The organism is Cecembia rubra, from assembly GCF_003014575.1.
GTDB lineage: Bacteria > Bacteroidota > Bacteroidia > Cytophagales > Cyclobacteriaceae > Cecembia_A > Cecembia_A rubra.
This window is the reverse complement of the sequence record NZ_PYGF01000001.1, coordinates 685728-706908: the sequence shown is the minus strand read 5'-3', so window position 1 is coordinate 706908 and position 21181 is coordinate 685728. Positions and strand designations below refer to the sequence as shown.

Below are 21181 nucleotides of genomic sequence, written 5' to 3'. Positions count from 1 at the left end.
AAGGATCAATAAAGACTATCAATATTTCCAAATGGACAATAAACTTGGCCTAAAAACTCACCATTCCTTCTGATTAAAGCTTGAAATTTTTGTAAGTTGCATAAAGAGTTAAACTGTTTATGAAAAAGAAAAAACTTTTGATTGCTACAGGTGGAGGGGACTGTCCAGGATTAAATGCTGTCATACGTGGGATTTACAAGAGGGCCAAAAAAACGAAGGAATGGGAGGTTTATGGGAGTATGGAAGCATTTAATGGAGTATGGTTTGAACCATTTAGGATCGTTAAGCTCAACCGAACCAAGGTAGCAGGTATCCATGTAAGAGGCGGTACCATTCTGAAAACAACCAACAAAGCCGATCCTTTGCATTTTCCTGTCAAGGATGAAAGCGGGAATATAGTCTTTGAAGACCGAACCAAAGAATTGGCTGATAAAATCAGATTCCATGGTTTTGATGCTGTGATCAGTATTGGTGGGGATGGCTCACAGAAGATATCCAAGGCATTGTTTGACCATGGAATTCCAATCGTCGGTGTACCCAAAACAATAGACAATGACTTGGAAGCAACAGATTTGACTTTTGGCTTCCAGACTGCAGTACAAATAGCAACAGACAGTTTTGATAAGTTGGTCACTACTGCTGAAAGCCACCATAGGGTGATGATCATGGAGGTAATGGGCAGAGATGCTGGTTGGATTGCTGTACACACAGCCATTGCAGGAGGAGCAGAAATCTGTCTAATCCCTGAAATCCCATATCAAATTGAGAAATTGGTTAAGAAGATTGAAAGCCGGTATGAAAAGGGTAGAGGCTTTGTGAATATTGTCATTGCTGAAGGAGCCAAACCTTTGGGAGGAACAGTAACAGCCTCCAAAGGAGAAGAAGGATCACGTCACATTAAATTGGGAGGAGTAGCTTTCGAGCTTTCCCAACAGCTTAAGCAGGCAGGTATAAAAGCAGAAATACGGGAAACTGTTCTAGGTCATGTTCAGAGAGGAGGCATCCCTACTGCATTTGATAGGGTTTTGGCTTCTTTATTGGGGGTGAAGTCTTTTGAAATGATATTGCATGGGGAATTCGGGAAAATGGCTGCATTCAAGAATAATGAGTTTGTATCTGTTCCATTGGAAGAGGCCACAAAAGGAAACAAATCCATTAAACCTGACAGCTTTTTGGTAAAAGGAGCTAAAGGTTTGGGGATTTCATTTGGGGATTGATTCAATATGGCCATGGAAAATGACCTTTGTGGTTTTGCAGCAATGTAAATTACCATTTGGTGCATGCCTATACCCTAAGACATACTCAATTGATGAAATATTTTAAAATTCAAAGGCTTATTAACATTAAACTTTATCCTCATAAAATTAGTGAGATTGAAACAAAAAGATTTTCAAAATGATCAGGAACCTACTGTTGATAATGATGCCCTTTTTACTTTTTAACTGTTCAAAGAAGGAAACGACTTTGAATAGTAAATCCCCGAATATCATAATTATTTTTACTGATGACCAAGGATATAATGATGTTGGGGTATTTGGCTCTGAAATTGAAACCCCTAATTTGGACCTTTTGGCTGCAGGTGGCGTCCAATTCACTAATTTTTATGTGGCTCAGGCTGTATGTTCTGCATCAAGAGCAGCATTACTGACAGGAACTTATCCGAACCGACTGGGAATCCATGGTGCTTTGGACCATACCAGTAGCCATGGACTCCATCTTGAAGAAGAAACGATTGCTGAAATTTTGAAACCTATGGGTTATGCGACTGCAATTTTTGGCAAATGGCATTTAGGGCATCATCCAGATTTTCTTCCATTGCATCAGGGTTTTGATGAATTCTTCGGCATTCCTTACTCAAATGATATGTGGCCTAATCATCCCGAAAACAAAGATTATTATCCACCCTTAACCTTGTATTCAGGAGATAAAATAATTGATACGGTATGGTCTGACCAAAGCATGTTCACCACATTATTTACTGATAAGTCAATTGATTTTATCAAGAGAAATAAGAATAATCCCTTTTTTCTCTATCTGGCCCATCCAATGCCACATGTCCCTTTGTTTGTTTCTGATAAATTCAAAGGTAAATCAAAAAAAGGCCTTTATGGGGATGTAATTATGGAGATCGATTGGTCAGTAGGGCAAATCATGGAGACCCTTAAAAAATTAGATCTTGAGGAAAATACCATCGTTATCTTCCTGTCAGACAATGGTCCGTGGATTTCTTATTCAGAACACGCTGGATCCGCTTATCCTTTGAGAGAAGGCAAAGGTACTTCATGGGATGGAGGAGTAAAAATACCAGCGATTTTTCATTGGAAAAATCATTGGGAGGCTGGCTTGGTACAACCTCATCCTGCTATGAGTATAGATATTCTACCTACTTTGGCCAAAATCGTTGGTGGAAATCTTCCCAAACTGCCCATTGATGGGAAAGATATTGGAGGGATGTTTTTGGATAGCCATAACCAATCACCCCAAGATGCTTATTTTATTTATTACAACAGAAATGAATTACAGGCAATGGTAATGGGGGATTGGAAGTTAATTTTTCCCCATCAATACCGCTCCCTTAAATCAGGACAGGAGCCTAAAAATGATGGAATTCCTTTGCAATATAGGATGATGGAAATTGAACACATGGAGTTGTATCATATTCCAAGTGATCCTTCTGAAAAACTTAACCTTATTCATGAAAAACCTGAAATTCTGGAAAAAATGATAGATCTGGCTATAATTGCAAGGGAAGATTTGGGAAATGCCCTAGTTGGAATAGAGGGAAGGAATACTAGAAAACCCGGAAAAGTGTTATAATTTGATTATTTTAGCTGTTTACCAATTGTTTTAGCCTGGTATTTGCTAGGGAAAGTTATCAAATATCGATTTTATGAAGTACAAAAAAGCATTAAGCATTGCTTTCATCTTGTTTGCAGTTTTTTTAACGGTTGGTTTAGCCGCCATTTTTACAGTTTATAAAAATCAGAAAGGGATAACTCAGAATGTGATTGCATCACTGAATAAGAATTTTGTTGGAGAACTGTCTGTTAAGGACTCTCACATAGCCCCATTTGCCAATTTTCCTTATATATCGATTGATTTGGAAAATGTAGTTTTTTTTGGAGATAAAGTGTCAAATAACGATACTATATATTATGCTGAAGATGTTTATGTTGGTTTTAGGATATGGGATATCCTAAGGGGAAACAATATTATCAGTTCGATAAAAATTTCAAAAGCTGATTTGAATATTGTCAGATTTCCTGATGGCAAAATTAACCTATTGACAGCTAAAGGAATGGAAGATAACGGTGAAGAAGAAGCAGATCTTCAATTAGATTTAGCATCTATCATTCTTTCTGATGTAGAAGTTAAATATGAAGATTTGGAACATCTGAATACCTATTATTTCCATATTGGCCTTGCCGAGTCTGCATTTAAAATTGAAAATGACCATTTACATGCAAGGCTTTTGAGCAAATTGATTTTTGATTTTGAAGTTGATGGAAAAGCTACTTTTTTTTCAAATAAGCATTTAGATCTTGATATTGCTTTGGATTTTGATCAAAATCAAGATCTGCTTACACTGGAGAGATCAAAATTGGCTGTAGAGGGGGCCTTATTGAACCTGACAGGTTCAATAGACTTTGATGAAATGCTCATTATGGACCTCAAGATTGATGGAGAAAAGCCTGATTTCAATCTGATTGCAGCCTTTTTACCACAAGAAACCGGTGAATATTTGAGGAAATATAAGAATGAGGGGGATGTTTATTTTCAGGGAAGAATTAAAGGGAATTTGGGAGAGGGCCAAGTACCTTCCATTGGGTTGGAGTTTGGATGTGATAATGCTTATTTTTTGAATCCTTCAAAAGAAAAGAAAGTTGAAGATTTGAGGTTTTCGGCATTTTATACCAATGGAGAGGAAAGAAACCTTAGAACTTCTGAGTTTCAATTACTGAATTTCAATGCCAGACCTGAACAAGGGATATTTCAAGGGAAATTAATCATAAGGGATTTTCTAAATCCATATATAGATATCAATTTAAATGCAGACCTCGATCTGGGATTTTTGGGTGAATTTTTTGAATTAGAGGGTCTACAGGGCATCAGTGGTCAAGTTATTGTCAATATGGATTTCAATGAACTTGTAGATCTGGAAGTTTCCGGAATTACAGGAATAGATAAGAGTATTAAAAGTGAACTGATAGTCAATAATTTCAATTTTAAACTACCGGACTTTCCTCATCCTATCAAAAATGCAAACATCTATGCGTCTTTGGTTCAGGGAGATCTATTACTTGAAAAAGCTAATTTTGGAGTAGCAGGATCTGATTTCTCCATTAAAGGTAAAGTACACAATTTCCCTGCAATATTTCATGGAGAGGACAAGAAAGTAAAAGCAGATTTAAGTGCCAAATCTTCCAAAATAGATCTAGAGGAGATTTTTCAAACTGATTCAACTGCTTGGAAAGAAGTGATTTCTGATTTTGAAATCAAATTAGCTTTTGAGTCAACAGGTAAGGAATTAAAGCATTACCAATATTTGCCAAAGGGAGAATTTTTTATTGAAGATTTTCATGCAAGATTAAAGAATTATCCGCACGCTTTTCATGATTTTCATGCAGATGTGATCATTGGAGACAATGATTTGGCTGTGATCGACTTTACCGGAGAGATCGATAAAACGGACTTCCATTTTTCTGGAAAGCTTCAGAATTATTCCAAGTGGTTCCAGGAAACTCCCCATGGAAAAAGTATTTTTGATTTTGACCTAGTGTCCAACCACCTTGCAATCCATGATCTTCTTTCTTATGCAGGTGAAAATTATTTACCTGCTGATTATCAGAATGAAGAAATTGATAAGTTGAAGCTTAAAGGTAAATTGGAATTAATCTATAATGGCGTTTTTCAGTCAGCGGATCTTTGGTTGAACCATCTGGAAGGAAAAATGAAATTGCATCCTTTAAGGCTTGAAAAGTTTAATGGAAGGTTGCACTTTGAAAATGATTATCTCACCTTGGAAAACTTTCAGGGACAATTGGGTATTTCGGATTTCAATATCCAAATGGGCTATTATTTAGGTTCTGTTAAAGAAAGAAATACGCTTAAGAATTACTTTTCTTTGATGTCTAATAGATTGGATTTAGATGCTTTAATGGGATTTGAAGGTTTAGACAAGCCAAGCAATCACGAAGATACTTTTAACATTTTTCAAGTCCCTTTTACCGATATGGACTTTTCCGCCAAAGTGGCGAAACTCAATTATCATTCTTTTTGGTTGGAAAATGTTACGTTAAATGCCAGAACCAATCCTGAACATTATATTTATTTGGATACCTTGGGGCTGATGGCAGCCAAAGGCACATTGGGAATCAAAGGGTACTTCAATGGTTCTGACCCAAATCAAATTTATTTCCATAGCACCATGGTGGCCGATAAGCTGGACTTGGATAAGTTGATGTTCAAATTTGAAAATTTTGGGCAGGATTATTTGATCAATGAAAATCTGCATGGCTTGGTGTCAGGTACAATAGTCAGTAAGTTTTTGGTATATCCGGATCTTACTCCGATCATCGAAAAATCTGAGGCTAAGATGGAACTTACAGTATATCAAGGAAGATTGGTAAGATTTGCACCGCTCCAAGCAATGGGGGAATTTTTTAAAGACAGAAACCTGAACAACGTTCGTTTCGACACTTTGTCCAATACTTTTGAGTTAAAGGAAGGGGTATTGAATATACCTAGGATGAATATCAATTCCAGCCTAGGTTTTATTGAGCTTTCAGGAAAACAGAGCTTGGATATGAATATGGAATATTTTATCAGAATTCCATTAGGACTTGTCACTCAGGTAGGTTTTAGGTCTCTATTTGGTGGAAAAAGTAAAGATGAAATTGATCCGGACAGAGAGGATGCTATTGTTTATAGAGATGCGGATAAAAGGGTGCGTTTTGTCAATGTCAATATGAAAGGATCACCTGATAATTACCAGATAGGATTGGGTAGGGCCAAATGAAATTAAAAAACCGCCTTTATAATCTAGGGCGGTTTTTTAATTTTTATGATTGTCCGCTTTCATGCCAGTAGAATAATCACAATAGAATAAACCTAAGATTTCAAACCAATATCAATGAATAACTTGTCTCCCGAGGCGGATCCAATATCTATTAATATCAGGTTGATTTAAGACCCAATTTAAATTGGTTACTGGTCTAATTGCGGATATACATATTAATTTTTTAATTGTTTTTAACCTATCCAATTGGACCATGGTATTCTACTTATGATCAAAACTAGGCCAATGGCATATAGCATGTAGATAGATCTGAATTTTGCACGGCTTTCACTAAATTTCTTTGCTCTTGAGTACCCTATTGTAATGACTACAATGGCCAAAATATTTATCAATGGATGTTCCAGGGCTGTAAGCCTAGCAGTACTGTCTGACATAGCTCCTCCTCCTTTAAGTAAAGTAAACCCTAAGGGACTAACAAAATAAAGGATAAGGCCAATCAACAGCTGAACATGTGAAAGTATAAAAGCGATGAGCGCGAATTTTCTGTCTTTTTCAGTAAATTCCCTATTGCTCAGGGCACCAATCAGCGCATAAATAAACACAATTGCCAATGCGGCAAGAGCCAAGTAGGCCAGTCCAGAGTGAAGATGTTTCAGTCCAATGTACATGTTTTGAATTTTTTTGTTTAAAGTAAGCTATATATCTGATCATTTTCCAAATTTCAACTCTAGAATTTGAAATTGGCAGCATGTTAATTTCAAATTATTTTGGAATTAGTCAACATAAAGTACAAGCCCTTTTAAATATTCTGTTTCAGTATGATAAATGTTAACCGGATGATCAGCTGGTTGGGATAGGTAATGAAGGATTCGGACATTTCGCCCTGTTTCTAAGGCTGCCGCGGTAATTGTATGTGCAAAAAGCTGTTTGTCTACCACTTGTGAGCAGGAAAATGTAAATAATATTCCACCGGGTTTAATTTTTTTCAAAGCCTCGGCATTTAACCTTTTGTAGCCTTGAACCGCATTATGCCTTGCTTTGATATTTTTAGCGAAGGCAGGAGGATCCAGTACTATGATATCAAAATCATTGTCAATTTCACGGATGTATTTCACCACATCTGCTACGGTAGAAGAATGCTTACCACCAAAACCTTCATTGAGGTTTACATTTTTATCAGTAAGGTCAATTGCTTTGGCGGAAATATCCACTGAATGCACCTCAATGGCGCCTGCTTTCAGTGCAGCGACTGAAAATCCGCCTGAATAGCAAAATGAATTCAATACTTTTTTCCCCTTACTATATAAACCCAATAAATTTCTGTTTTCCCTTTGGTCTACAAAAAATCCGGTTTTTTGCCCTTTTTCCCAGTCTATTTCAAATTGACAGCCGTATTCAAGGACAAGATTTGTCTGGGGTTCACCCCAAACCAATCTGTTTTCAACTCCAATGTTTTTTGGTAAGGTTTCTGCACTTTTATCATAGACAGCATGTAACTGATTGCCAAAAACACTTTGAAGAGCATTTGCAATATCCTTTACATGACGGAACATGCCAATATGATGGGTCTGAACTACTGCAGTACCGTTATAATAATCAATTATTAAACCTGGCAAACCATCACCTTCCCCATGCACCAGTCTAAATACATTTGTCATTGGGTTATTGGTCAAACCTAAACTTTCCCTGACTTGGTATGCAGCTTTAAGTTTTTTAATCCAAAATTCAATATTGATTTTTTCATTTTCAAAAGTTATCAGACGAACCATAATGGATCCGTGTTGAAAATGTCCTATTCCCAGGAAATTACCTTTATGGTCAACTACCTCAACCAGTTCTCCATTTTCAAAGCTTTCATCTTTATTAGCAATGGCACCAGAAAAAACCCAATGGTGCTTTCTCAATATGGAAACCTCTTTTCCTTTATGAAGCTTTATTTTTTGATAAGTTGACATGGTTTTTAGAGTTTACTGGAAATAATACGGAACCAAGAATCATGGCTACTGCACTGACTCCCAATGCGGGTAAATGTGGATAATAGGGTAAATCGGAAAGCAAGAGGCCAAGATAGGTAATCATTCCGAAAACAATGGACATGATGGCGCCCATTTCAGATGCTTTTTTCCAATAAAGCCCAGCTGTAAGTGGAACAAATAAGGAAACCAGCATCAAAATAGAGGCATTGGCTACCAATTCATAAATATTTGTCTTCCATTGTGCCATTATGGTAGCAATAATCGCAATGCAAATAATATTGAGTCTTAAAATCCAAAGAAAATGTTTGTCACTCAATCGATTACCAAAATAAGGGCGGATCAAATTTTCAGAAACGATTGCAGAAGGTGCCAATAATCCTGAGCTTGTAGTACTCATGATGGCTGAAATTAAAGCTCCAAAAAACAATATCTGTACATGAACCCCACTATGGAGCAAGACCATTTGAGGCAATAATAACTGTTTGTTCTCAAGGTATATCTCAGGATATAAGTGCTTGGCGCCTAATGCAATAAACAAAGGAAGTAATCCAATGGTGACATAAAAAATTCCAGCTAAATAAGTCGATTGCACTGCTATTTTTTCAGATTTGGAAGCCATGACCCTCTGGTAAATGTCCTGACTGGGAATGCTTCCCAAGCCCAGAATAATCCATGCTCCTAAATAATTCAACCAGGAAATTTTATCCGGATCAGGGAAAAATTGGAAACTTCCTTCTGGAGCCGATTCAAGAATTGGCATTATCCCACCTGCTTTTTCAACCACAAGGACAGTTACCCAAACCAATCCTATCACAATCAAAGTAGTTTGGATGAAGTCCGTAATAGAAATGGCCCACATTCCACCTAAAAATGTGTAAAATACAACAATTGCTGCTGATATGATAATTCCTTGGGCTATACTAATTTCAGCTACAGAGGTGAAAATCAAAGATAATGCAACCAACTGAGCGGCTACATATCCAAAATATACAGGAACCATAAAAATGGAGGCAAAAAACTCAACTCTTTTACCAAAAATCTTTTTATAAACATCCCCAATCGTAAGCACATTCATGCGGTACATGGGTTTGAGGTAAAATACGCCAAATAAAATCAGGCAAAGGGCTCCTCCAAATGGATCTTCTATGACTCCCTGTAATCCATGGTCCAAATATTCCGAAGAAGCACCAAATATAGTTTCAGATCCAAACCAAGTGGCAAATAGGGCAGAGGCAGACAAAAAAAGCGGTAACTGCCTACCCGCCAAAACAAAGTCATTGGAATTTTTGACCAGTTTGGACGACCAGGCACCTATCGCTACGGTAATCAGGATATAGATTATGATTGCTGTGAGAAGCAAGTTCTTTTGTGTTTAGGTTAGAGGCGAGACATAAGACATAAGACATAAGACAAAAGACATAAGACAAAGGACATAAGAAATAAGAAGCTTGAGACGAGAAGCTAGAGCTTAAAAGCAAGCAAGAAATAAGAATCAAATGTATTTAGTACATGGTACATCAATCTTGAGTCTTAATTCTTAAGTCTTGAGTCTAATTATACATTTTCTCCCTCAAAGCCTTGATTTCCTCAGATTCCAAGTAATCATCATAACTCATTCTTCTATCAATTGTCCCTTTTGGGGTAAATTCAATGATCCTGTTGGCAGAAGATTGAACAAAAGCATGGTCATAAGAAGACAAAAGAACCGTTCCATTAAATTCAATAATGGCATTGTTGAAAGCTGTAATGGATTCCAGATCTAAGTGATTAGTTGGTTCATCCATTACTAAGAGATTGGGGTTTTGGAGCATCATTCTGGAAATCATACATCTTACCTTTTCACCTCCAGATAGTACCGAAGCTTTCTTCAATGTTTCTTCTCCTGTAAATAACATTCTGCCAAGGAAGGTTCTAACATATGCTTCTTCCTGATTGCTGGAATATTGCCTTAACCAATCGATCAGGTTCAGCTCTGTCTGAAAATACCTGGAATTGTCATTTGGTAAATAGGCTTTGTTTATGGTTACTCCCCATTTGAAACTGCCTTTTTGTACCGGAATATCCTCCATAATCGTTTGGAAGAATTTAGTAACTGCCTGTTTGGTTTTAGAGATAAAGGCTACTTTGTCACCTTTGTCTACCATTAGGTTAACATCAGTGAAATAGACAGCGTTTTCATCCTTCAATTCAAGGCCTTCAGTCATAAAAATCTGATCTCCCGCTTCTCTTTCAGGCTTGAAAATGATTCCGGGATATTTCCGTGTGGATGGTTGGATTTCATCTACATTGAGTTTTTCCAACATTTTCTTCCTGGCAGTAGCCTGTTTGGATTTGGCCACATTGGCAGAGAATCTAGCAATAAACTCCTGAAGTTCTTTTCTTTTTTCCTCAACCTTCTTGTTCTGATCAGATTTTTGCTTGGCTGCCAATTGCGAAGATTCATACCAGAAAGTATAGTTTCCTGAATAGATTCTGATTTTTCCGAAGTCGATATCAACTATATGGGTGGATACGGCATCCAAAAAGTGACGGTCATGTGATACAACAATAACTAGGTTTTTGAAATTCACCAAAAAATCTTCCAACCAACTGATGGTTTCAGTATCCAGGTCATTCGTTGGTTCGTCAAGAATTAGGATGTCGGGATTTCCAAATAGGGCTTGGGCAAGGAGTACCCTAACTTTTTGATTACCCGCAAGTTCTTTCATCTGCAGATAATGTAAGTTTTCAGAAATTCCCAAACCAGAAAGAAGTGCTGCAGCATCAGATTCTGCATTCCAACCATCCATTTCAGCAAATTCAGCTTCCAATTCGGAAGCTCTGATACCATCTTCTTCAGAGAAGTCAGCTTTCATGTAGATAGCATCTTTTTCTTCCATGATGGCATATAGTTTTTTATGCCCCATGACCACTGTTTTGAGCACATCAAATTCATCAAATTCGAAGTGATTTTGTTTCAAAACAGCCATCCTTTGACCTGGGGTAATATTGATACTGCCAGTGGTACTGTCCTGTTCTCCGGAAAGGATTTTTAGAAAGGTGGATTTTCCTGCTCCATTGGCACCGATAACACCATAACAGTTGCCAGGAGTGAATTTTAAATTTACATCTTCAAATAAGGTCCTTTTACCGAACTTTAGGGAGAGATTATCTACTGAAATCATGGATTGCTCTAATTTTTGAAGCTGCAAAGATAGCTAAATCTTTATTAATCTATTTAGGTTTCCATTTCCTTAGATTTAAAAATCCGTTTTGGGATTTTTAATTTTTAACTCCTTAATCCAAATATTCCTGTAAAGGACATCATGGCCTTCGGCCTGTAGCTTAATTCCTCCAGGCCTATCCGTAATTCCTTTTCCTCCATCATTTCCACCATCCTGCCCAGAATTAGGACCTCCCCATACTTGTTGGATTTCTTTGTTTTCATGGATTTTTTTGCCATTGAAATAGACAGTAACCCTTGCTTTTTCAGTCAGTTTCCCGTTTTTAAATCTTGCCGCCCTGAAGGTGATGTCATACGCATTCCACTTGCCTGTTCCGTTGTATGCCTGAATGGTAGGAAGGTGTTCATTGATGATGGCAGCCATACCATGTAAGCCATAATCCCCGTCCAAAATCTGGATTTCATACCTGTTTTGGAGATATACTCCTGAGTTTCCACCTTCATTTTGAACCAAAAATTCAACATGTAATCTAAAATCTCTGAACTCCTGTTTGGTGATAATATCTGCAGCCCCATATAAGCCCCCGGCAGCAGCAGGGTCATTGCTGTTCATTGCATATCCTCTATCTACCGGGTCAATTACTATTTGCCACTTGATTGGAAGTGAAGCTTTCAGTCGAGGACCTTCCCAATAGGTCCATTTTTCATCTAACATTTCCCTACTTCCATCAAATAACATTTGAGCATTAGCAGGTTTTTTGGCCCCAACTCCAATTTGGGCAAGAATGCTGGAATTCAGGAATAGAAGAACTGAGAGGATTACCAGATTTTTCATTACAATTGTTTTATGGTGAACTGACCCAAATAAGCAAATTATTCGATTGTATTGGATACTGATCATGTAATTTTCATTAAAAAATTTCCACAAAGCCATTATTTTTGTTTTCCTATTATGAATCAAATGAAAAATATTTCAGCATTAATCAGCCTATTTGTCATTTTTTCTATTTCCTGTTCCTCCAAATCCGAGAATATCAGTACTCAGGAACACTTAGAAGAAATCAATCAATGGCATGAAAATCAAATGGCATCTCTCAGGTCAGAAACAGGATGGTTGAACTTGATCGGACTTTATTGGCTGGAGGAGGGATTGAATTCATTTGGTTCAGGGATTGATATGAATTTGAAGCTGGAATCAGACATTTTTCCTGATGAAATAGGCACATTTGAACTGAAGGATGGAAAAGTATTTTTTACCCCTAATATTGATGGGGTTACATCTAAGGCGGGAGAAGTGAATGGAAAAACCTTAATTTTTGATCAAGATCAAGGAATTTCTGAAGCACTCAGTTTTCAGAGTTTAAATTGGGTTATTATCAAAAGGGCCGATGCTTATGGTTTGAGATTAAGGGACTTTGAAGCTCAGGCAATCAAAAAATTTGAAGGAGTAGACCGTTATCCTGTTGATATATCTTGGAGAATAATTGCTGAATTTGTTCCTAATAATCCACCAAAAGAAATTATGATCACCAATGTTATAGGACAAACCACTCCAAATCTCTCTCCAGGCTCTATAAAATTTGTATATGATGGATCTACATATAAAATTGATGCATTAGGAAATGAAGAAGATGAAGAATTATTTTTGATTTTTGCAGATGCTACCAGCGGGAGGGAGACTTACGGAGGAGGCCGCTATATGTATGTGAAAAAGGCCGATGCCACAGGTAAGATCATTCTGGATTTCAACAAAGCCTATAACCCACCTTGTGTCTATACACCCCATGCTACTTGTCCGCTTCCCCCTAGGCAAAATATACTTGATCTAGCAATTACTGCTGGGCATAAGAATTTTGGAGACCATTAGGCTTCTTCTTCAATTAATTCTTCATTTTTTTCTGGAACTTTAACACCTGCAACTTTTTCAAGAAAGTTGATCGTTTCCCTAAGCACTGATTCCCAATCTTTTGAAGTTATACTTGAGGCAATGACATGGTCGCCGGTTTCAGGAAATGCTATTTTCCTTTTCATGTTATCCTTTGTGGCCAACTGGTCATACATTTCAAGCATTTTTGGTACAGAAACGACAAAATCCTGTTCCTGATCATTTTTGAAATAGTATCCCAAAAAAACCGGTATGCTTATTCTCTTAAATGTGCCTACATTCATCTTGCTTCTTAGTAAAACAGCCAGACTTTCAAATCCATTGACATGGTACTCCTCTGACCAATATTTTGCTTTGTCTCCTTCCCTTGGTGTAGACCTAACACCATTTTCATAGAGGAATTTTTCAGCTATATATTTTGACCACGGTCTAAAAAATTGTTCCAATGCATCACCGCCTTCACGAATCGCAGGAGAGTAAAGCACCAAAGCCTTCATGTCTGGACTTTCCGATGCAAGTATCAAGGAAAGAGCTCCTCCCATAGATGTACCCATCACTATAACAGAATCACCCAAACTTTTTCCTATCATGTATGCCTCTCTAACCTCGTCAACTAGCTTTTGGGCTGTCATGTAACGCATGGCATCCGGTCTCTTGATCCCATGTTCCGGAAGCCGTACCAAATACAAGTTGGCATTGAAATAACGTGCAACTTCCCTGTTGACTGGAGATCCTTCCATTTCACTGGCTCCAAATCCATGAATATATACGATAGAATAGGTGGTTTTGCTTTTTTTTGTACTATCAGCCCAAATAATCTTGGCCTGGTTACCAGGTTTCAAACCAAAAACGGTATCCTCTTTACTCTTGATATAAGTCTCTAATTCCATCATCCTAGTTGGGACAATTGGATATTCCCCATCCAAAGTTTGTATTTTTGCTTTGGGGCCAAACATGTAAATAATAGCTACAATGATTGCAGTAGTTAATAAAACTCTCAGTATAGTTTTCATTTATTCAGATCTTGAATATGTAAAAATAACGTTTCTCAGTCAAAAACCCTTTCCATCAGCACTCCATTATTAAGAGATGTGGGGATAAGGATAATTTTTTTATTTTTGGCAAAATCATGTGAAGAAAAATGGAAAAATTCAGCTATCAAAAAATTTCAGTGGTTCTGGCTTTTTCTTTATTGGCCTACGCCTGTTCAGAAAAAATAAAAGAAGACTATCAGATTAAAGTTTCAGATTTTGAGCCCCATGTAATTGCTCTTTCTTCAGATGAGTTTTTGGGGAGGATGCCTTTCACAGAAGGGGAAACTTTAACCTTGAATTATCTCGAAGAGGAATTCAAAAAAATTGGTTTAAAACCAGGAAATGGAGACAGTTATTTCCAAGATGTCCCCATGATGTCGATCACTAGTAGACCTGCCTCCCAAATGACAATCAAATCTGCTACCAATGAGGTAAATTTAAAGGGTTTCGACGATTATGTATTATGGACCCAGCGGACAGATTCATATTTAAATTTTGAGGATGCTGAAATCATTTTTGCAGGATATGGAATTGTTGCCCCTGAATATGGCTGGAACGATTATGAAAATCTGGAGGTAGAAGGGAAAATAGTTTTGGTCATGGTCAATGATCCCGGATTTGGGAGTTCAGGTGAAGATTTATTTAGAGGGAATACGATGACATATTATGGTCGGTGGACTTATAAATTTGAAGAAGCTGCAAGACAGGGTGCTTTAGGTGTTCTTATTATTCATGACACCGAACCAGCGGGATATGGTTTTAATGTTGTGCAAAATGGATGGAATTCGTCTAAACTCTATTTGGATTCAAGAGGGCTGGAAAAATATAGGCCGGTTTTTGAGGGATGGGTAACACTTCCTATTGCAAAACAACTTTTTGGAATGGCCGGAGTGAATGCCGAAGATGTAATGAGTTCTGCAAAATCCAAAGAATTTAAACCTTTACCATTAGGTTTAAAAGCCAGCAGTAGTTTGGATGTTGAAGTTAAGTATGCCATGTCCAAAAATGCCGTAGCTATGGTGGAAGGGACAAAAAGACCAAATGAATACTTAATTTACTCTGCACATTGGGACCACTTGGGAATTGGTAAGCCGGATGAAAAAGGAGATAGTATTTACAATGGTGCTTTGGACAATGCAAGTGGAATTGCGGCTTTGATGGCATTGGGAAAGGCATTCATGGCAAGCAAGCCTGAAAGATCTGTAGTGTTATTGGCTGTCACTGCAGAAGAACAAGGTCTTTGGGGGTCTGCATACTATGCAGAGAATCCAATTTTTCCGAAAGAAAAAACAATAGCTAATATTAACATTGACGGGGTCAATCATATCGGTAAAATGAAAGATGTTTCAGTAATTGGTGTTGGACAATCCGAACTGGAGGATTTGCTGGAAAGTGAACTTCAAAAAGTTGGAAGATACAGCGCTCCAGAACCTACGCCGTCAGCAGGTTATTATTACAGGTCTGACCATTTTAATTTTGCCAAAATAGGTATCCCCGCCTTGTATTTTGGGACTGGAATCGATCATATAGAAAAAGGTAAAGCATATGGTTTGCAGAAACAGATGGATTTTACGATGAACCATTACCACAAACCTTCGGATGAATATGTTCCTGGCGAATGGGATCTTGATGCTGCAATTGATGAAATTCAATTGTACTTTTCAATTGGTAAGAGATTGGTAAATCAAGATGTTTGGCCAAGTTGGAAAGAAGGATCTGAATTTAAAGCAATCAGAGAAGCTTACATGAAGAAGTAAATGCATTAAAAAAGAGGCTGTCCAGTAAATATTGGACAGCCTCTTTGGTTTTTAAGAAAATTTTCCAAAATTGATTAAATAGATTATTTTCTGTCTCTTACAAAGGGAGGTTTGTCCTTTTTGTTTCTAGGGGATTTTATTTGAGAGTATTACAAACTTTTTATATAATATTCTAAACTTTTTGTGAAGTTCTACCGTTCAGAGTGTGTTTATCATTCACAAATGGAGAGTATCTTACAAAAATCAAGGGTAGACGTCAATGAGGATATTTTCCTTAAAGACCCTTTTAGCTCAGATTTGGGGAGAGGAATTATCACCAATAGCATTGAAATGATGATAGAATTGGGCTTTGAAAATTTCACTTTCAAAAAGCTCTCAACTAAAATCGGATGTACTGAATCTGCTGTCTACAGATATTTTGAGAATAAGCATAAATTGTTGTTGTACCTTACTTCTTGGTATTGGGGCTATGTTCAACAGAACCTTATTTTCGGAACAGCAAATATGGCTGATCCTAGGAGGAAATTGGAGATTGCAATTAGAATCCTAGTACATGGACCAATTTTTACCAAAAATGATTTTATTGATCCTCTTGCCCTTCGAAGGTTGTTGACGGATGAAGCTACCAAGGCCATAATGACAAAAGAGGTAGATGAAGAATATCAAAAGGGTTTTTTCAATCATTACCACAAACTCGGAGAAAGAATTGCAGAAATAATACTTGAAATCAATCCAAGATTTCAATTTCCCAAAACATTGGTTTCAACAGTAATGGAATCTAGTATGATGCAGTCATATTATTCCAGGCATTTACCTGGACTTACAGAGCATCAACCGGGAGATGAAAAAAGAATTGATTTTTTTAACCAATTAGTTTTCAAAACCATAGAAAATGAAAATTGACGTCGCACTTACACCTTTAAGAAGGTTTTTCAAATTTCTTGAAGAAGAAAAAAAGGAAGTTTATGCCATATACTTTTACTCATTTCTGAACGGTGGAGTTTCATTGATTTATCCACTAGGAATACAGGCCATTGTTAACTTTGTCCTTGGGGGTAGGGTAAGTACAGCATGGTTGATCATGGTATTGGTAGTGGCCATAGGAATTACTTTTGGGGGATTTTTGCAGATTTCCCAGTTATACCTTACAGAGAAACTAGAGCAAAGGGTATTTACCAAATCTGCATTCAGTTTTGCTTACAGGTTGCCAAGATTGAAAATGGATGAGCTTCAGTGGAAGCATACCCCTGAATTGGTCAATAGGTTTTTTGATGCGGTTAACCTACAGAAGGGGATATCAAAAATTTTGATTGACTTTTCTTTTGCCACGGTTCAGATATTCTTTGGAATGGTCCTGTTGGCATTATACAACGTTTTCTTTTTGATATTCAGTGTGATATTGTTGGCAATGGTTATTTTGATTTTTTACTATACCAGTCCTAAAGGGATGGAAACCAATCTCAAAGTTTCTACACAGAAATATAAAACAGCCTATTGGTTGGAAGAAATTGGTAGGACAATGGCAACTTTCAAATTAGCTGGAAATTCCAAGTTGCCTTTTTATACTATTGATAAGTTGCTCCAGTCCTATGTGGATTACAGAAATAAGCATTTTGCTGTTCTTGTGCTCCAGTATAAGGTAATGATTGTGTTTAAGGCATTGATTGTAACCGTTCTTTTGGTTGTAGGTAGTGTACTTTTGATCAATGACCAGATCAGTATAGGTCAGTTTATTGCAGCAGAGGTAGTAATTATTTTGATGGTGAGCTCAGTGGAGAAAGTGATCCTTTCTTTGGATTCAGTTTATGATACACTTACAGCTACAGAAAAAATGGGTCAGATTATGGACCTTCCAATGGAGAGACAAGAAGGAACAGAAAAGTCTCTAACTACTAACAAACAGAGCCTTGAATTTGAAATTAGGGATCTTTCTTTCAAATCAAAAGACACAAGTTTTGACATATTGAAAGATGTTACTTTCCAGATCAATTCAGGAGAGAAGGTAATTCTAACTGGTAAAAGCGGAAGTGGGAAAAGTACTTTGATGTATCTTATGGCTGGATTATTCTCTGATTATAGAGGGAGAATTATCGTAAATGGCTTACCTATTGATACAATGAATTTGGATAGGTTAAGAAGCTATATTGGTGATAGTCTTTCCCATCAATCCATATTCCATGGATCTATCTATGATAATATTACCTTAAAAAAGGATGTAATTGACAAACAGGTCAGAGAGATTATTGAGCTGGTAGGATTGAAGGAATATATATATCAGTTACCTGAAGACTGGGATACAGTCCTCATGCCAGAGGGTAAAAATCTCAGTAAATCTGTTATCAGCAAGATCATCTTGGCGAGATGCTTGGTAAACCATCCTAAAGCCCTTTTATTGGAAGACCTGTTTTCATGCTTTGATGAAAAAGAAAAGGAAACTTACATCAATTACCTTTTATCAGGCACCTGGACTTTGTTGATGGTTTCGGAAGATCCTGAAATAATCAAGAAATTCTCAAGGGTCATTGCATTGGATGAAGGCCGGGTGGTATTTGATGGAAGCAGTGAAGTGTATTTGAAAAGTAAAATGAATTAATCCCATACCCTATGATAGATATTTCAAAAAATAAAATCGGGGACAAAACTTCCTTTCAGGGTTACAAGAGTTTGGGAATGAGTTTTCCAAAAAACGAAAGCAGGAAGCGAATTAAAATTCTTATTTGGTTTTTAGTTTGTGCGTTTTTGTTTTTGTTTTTACCATGGACTCAAAACATAAGATCTAAAGGATTTGTGACGGCCCTAAGGCCTGACCAGCGACCTCAAACTGTACATTCGATCATTGCAGGAAGGATTGAAAGGTGGTATGTGGCTGAAGGAGATTATGTGCAAAAAGGAGATACTGTTTTGCTAGTTTCTGAAATAAAGGATGATTATTTCGATCCCAGGCTTTTGGAAAGAACTAAACTTCAGGTGGATGCCAAAACAATGGCAGCAAAGTCTTATTCTGAAAAAGTGAAATCCTTGGAAATCCAGATTGGTGCACTAAGGGAAAATAACAAGTTGAGAAGAGAACAGGCAGAAAACCGACTTCAAATGGCAATGCTTCAGGTAACTTCTGACAGCATTAAGTTTGAACAGGCCAAGGTGAATTTCAAAATTGGTGAGGAGCAGTTGGGCAGGGCTGAAAAATTATATAAGGAAGGTTTACGTTCCCTGACTGATTTTGAACAAAGACAATTAAGGTTCCAGGAAGTTCAGGCGAATCTGATAGCTGCAGAAAATAGACTTTTACAAAGTATCAATGCGCATATAGCAGCACAGATTGAGTTGAATGCCATTGACAATGATTTCAGGGATAGAATGGCAAAAGCTTCAGCAGATATGTATGAGTCCATGTCTTCACAGTTTGATGCTGAAGCTACAGCTACCAAACTTGAAAATCAATACTCCAACTATGAGGTAAGAACAGGTTACAGGTATATTCTTGCTCCTCAGGAAGGATACATAACGCGTGCCATTCAAGTCGGTATAGGAGAGACGATCAAGGAAGGTGCAGAGATTATCAGTATTTTACCTGGAAACGCCCAATTAGCTGTTGAGATGTTCGTTGAGCCTGTTGATTTTCCACTGATCCGATTGGGTAACAAAGTAAGGTTTATTTTTGATGGTTGGCCTGCAATTGTATTTTCGGGTTGGCCTCAAATCACAAACGGTACTTTTGGAGGAGTGGTACATGCCATTGATAATTTTGCAGGGCCTAACGGGAAATATAGGATATTGGTTGTAGAGGATCCGGAAGACAAACCATGGCCGGATAAATTAAGAATAGGCTCCGGAGCAGATGGCATTGCACTTCTCAATGATGTACCGCTTTGGTATGAATTGTGGCGTCAGCTCAACGGTTTCCCACCTGATTATTACACATCCAGGGAAAAAGCTGAAAACAGTAAGAAAAAATAACCGATGAGAGTATATTTTATAATTATTGGTTTATTGGTATCCACTTCCGTTTGGGCTCAAGAAAGTTTGACTTTTGAGACTTACCTGGATTGGGTGAGAGGTAACCACCCCGTGGCCAAATTGGCAGATGTGAACCTCCGATTTGGGGAACAGGAATTACTTGCTGCCCGTGGTGGATTTGATCCAAAAATATTCGCTGATTACAGTACTAAGAAGTTCAAAAACACTGAGTATTACGATACTCGTCAGGCAGGTATTGGGATACCAACCTGGGGAGGTGTTGAGCTGAAGGGTATTGTCGAACAGAATACAGGTGTTTTCCTCAACCCTGAACAAACAGTACCGGCTGATGGGCTTGTGGCACTAGGTGCTTCAGTGAATATAGGTCAAGGTCTTTTCATAGACAACAGAAGGGCTGCATTGAGACAAGCACAGATCTTTAGAGATGCAACAAAGGCAGAAAGGATTCAAATCCTTAACGACCTTTACCTTGATGCCACTGATGCCTATTGGAAATGGGCAGCTGATTACAACAATCTTAAGGTTTTTGAAGAGGGGCTGAGATTGGCCGAACAAAGATTTGAAATGGTAAAGGAGAGTTTTATCCAAGGTGATTTTCCTGCCATCGATACAGTTGAGGCTTATACTCAGGTAATGGATCGTTTGTACAGATTTCAAAATGCTCAAATTAATTTCTTTAAATCTACCCAGTACCTTAATACATTTTTATGGGATCAAGAAGAAGATCCCATGGATTTAATAGAAGGGATATTTCCCGAGAATGTACTTGAGGAGATGCTGTTTGATTATAGCAAAGAGTCTTTGAGAACTTACGTTTTTCAGCATCCAGAATTGCAGTTGAAAGACTTTGATATTGCAAGTACTGAGGTGGAAAGGAGGTTTAAAGCCGAAATGCTGAAACCAGTCCTGAGGTTTAATTATAACTTCCTTACTGAAACCTTCAATCCTTTGATGGTCTCCCCATTCCTTGAAAACAATTATAAGATGGGCTTCACCTTTGCTATGCCCATGTTTTTGAGAAAAGAAAGGGGAAGTCTTGGTTTGACCAAGGCCAAATTGGATTTTAAAAATTATGAAAGGGACCTGAAGTTTGTTCAACTTAAAAACAAACTTGAAAGTGAAATCTACAATTATGAAACAGTAGATGAGCAATTGAAAGTATTCTTCAGAAATGTCAGTGGACTGCAGCGCCTGCTTGATGGTGAAATGATGCGATTTGAGGTTGGGGAAAGTTCATTATTCCTTGTCAATGCCAGGGAGGTTAGTTTATTTAATGCTCAAGTTACTCTCAATGAGCTGGCAGCAAAGAGAAAGACTGCCTATGCCAAAATGTTGAATGCTGCCGGTTTAGGTTTTGAGGAATAAACCT

General features: G+C 37.6%; 15 protein-coding genes. 9 read left to right on the top strand and 6 right to left on the bottom strand.

Annotation, left to right across the window (positions count from 1 at the left end; genetic code table 11):
* The first annotated feature begins 119 nt into the window (after positions 1 to 119).
* The 3 genes from CLV48_RS02880 (at position 120) to CLV48_RS02870 (ending at position 6019) form a co-directional block, all read left to right on the top strand.
* A complete protein-coding gene (locus CLV48_RS02880; protein WP_106565708.1) occupies positions 120 to 1217 on the top strand; it encodes a 6-phosphofructokinase in 1098 nt (365 codons plus the stop codon).
* Positions 1218 to 1395: 178 nt separating this feature from the next.
* Entirely contained in the window at positions 1396 to 2817 is a 1422-nt protein-coding gene (locus CLV48_RS02875; RefSeq protein ID WP_106565707.1) for a sulfatase family protein, read from the top strand.
* A 73-nt stretch (positions 2818 to 2890) separates the two neighbouring features.
* On the top strand, positions 2891 to 6019 hold the full coding sequence (locus CLV48_RS02870; RefSeq protein WP_106565706.1) for an AsmA family protein: 3129 nt from the start codon (positions 2891 to 2893) through the stop codon (positions 6017 to 6019).
* 233 nt (positions 6020 to 6252) lie between these two features.
* Here CLV48_RS02870 and CLV48_RS02865 read toward each other — a convergent pair whose 3' ends face one another.
* The 5 genes from CLV48_RS02865 to CLV48_RS02845 all read right to left on the bottom strand — a co-directional run bounded on the left by CLV48_RS02865 (position 6253) and on the right by CLV48_RS02845 (position 11993).
* Positions 6253 to 6687, bottom strand: coding sequence for a hypothetical protein (locus CLV48_RS02865; protein ID WP_106565705.1), 435 nt, complete (start codon positions 6685 to 6687; stop codon positions 6253 to 6255).
* Positions 6688 to 6792: 105 nt separating this feature from the next.
* Positions 6793 to 7974 (bottom strand): class I SAM-dependent rRNA methyltransferase, encoded by a 1182-nt coding sequence (locus tag CLV48_RS02860; RefSeq protein WP_106565704.1) that lies wholly within the window; start codon positions 7972 to 7974, stop codon positions 6793 to 6795.
* Positions 7943 to 9355: a high affinity choline transporter 1 gene (locus CLV48_RS02855; protein ID WP_106565703.1), complete on the bottom strand. Its 1413-nt coding sequence runs from the start codon at positions 9353 to 9355 to the stop codon at positions 7943 to 7945. The genes CLV48_RS02860 and CLV48_RS02855 overlap by 32 nt, the downstream gene beginning before the upstream one ends.
* Before the next feature lie 190 nt (positions 9356 to 9545).
* A complete protein-coding gene (locus CLV48_RS02850) occupies positions 9546 to 11159 on the bottom strand; it encodes an ABC-F family ATP-binding cassette domain-containing protein (protein ID WP_106565702.1) in 1614 nt (537 codons plus the stop codon).
* Positions 11160 to 11234: 75 nt separating this feature from the next.
* On the bottom strand, positions 11235 to 11993 hold the full coding sequence (locus CLV48_RS02845) for a 3-keto-disaccharide hydrolase (protein ID WP_106566114.1): 759 nt from the start codon (positions 11991 to 11993) through the stop codon (positions 11235 to 11237).
* 126 nt (positions 11994 to 12119) lie between these two features.
* Between CLV48_RS02845 and CLV48_RS02840 the strand changes: the two genes are divergently transcribed.
* Positions 12120 to 13025 (top strand): DUF1684 domain-containing protein, encoded by a 906-nt coding sequence (locus tag CLV48_RS02840; RefSeq protein WP_106566113.1) that lies wholly within the window; start codon positions 12120 to 12122, stop codon positions 13023 to 13025.
* Here CLV48_RS02840 and CLV48_RS02835 read toward each other — a convergent pair.
* Complete coding sequence (locus CLV48_RS02835) at positions 13022 to 14056, bottom strand: alpha/beta hydrolase (RefSeq protein WP_106565701.1); 1035 nt, start codon at positions 14054 to 14056, stop codon at positions 13022 to 13024. The two genes, CLV48_RS02840 and CLV48_RS02835, sit on opposite strands and share 4 nt — an antisense overlap.
* Positions 14057 to 14184: 128 nt before the next feature.
* Between CLV48_RS02835 and CLV48_RS02830 the strand changes: the two genes are divergently transcribed.
* The 5 genes from CLV48_RS02830 (at position 14185) to CLV48_RS02810 (ending at position 21177) form a co-directional block, all read left to right on the top strand.
* The gene (locus CLV48_RS02830; RefSeq protein ID WP_106565700.1) at positions 14185 to 15834 is read left to right on the top strand and encodes a M28 family metallopeptidase; all 1650 of its coding nucleotides are present in this window, start codon (positions 14185 to 14187) and stop codon (positions 15832 to 15834) included.
* Between the two features lie 222 nt (positions 15835 to 16056).
* Entirely contained in the window at positions 16057 to 16737 is a 681-nt protein-coding gene (locus CLV48_RS02825; protein ID WP_106565699.1) for a TetR/AcrR family transcriptional regulator, read from the top strand.
* The gene (locus tag CLV48_RS02820; protein WP_106565698.1) at positions 16727 to 18427 is read left to right on the top strand and encodes a peptidase domain-containing ABC transporter; all 1701 of its coding nucleotides are present in this window, start codon (positions 16727 to 16729) and stop codon (positions 18425 to 18427) included. Before CLV48_RS02825 ends, CLV48_RS02820 begins: the two co-directional genes overlap by 11 nt.
* 11 nt (positions 18428 to 18438) lie before the next feature.
* Complete coding sequence (locus tag CLV48_RS02815) at positions 18439 to 19791, top strand: HlyD family secretion protein (protein WP_106565697.1); 1353 nt, start codon at positions 18439 to 18441, stop codon at positions 19789 to 19791.
* A gap of 3 nt (positions 19792 to 19794) precedes the next feature.
* The gene (locus CLV48_RS02810) at positions 19795 to 21177 is read left to right on the top strand and encodes a TolC family protein (protein WP_106565696.1); all 1383 of its coding nucleotides are present in this window, start codon (positions 19795 to 19797) and stop codon (positions 21175 to 21177) included.
* The last annotated feature ends 4 nt before the right edge of the window (positions 21178 to 21181 follow it).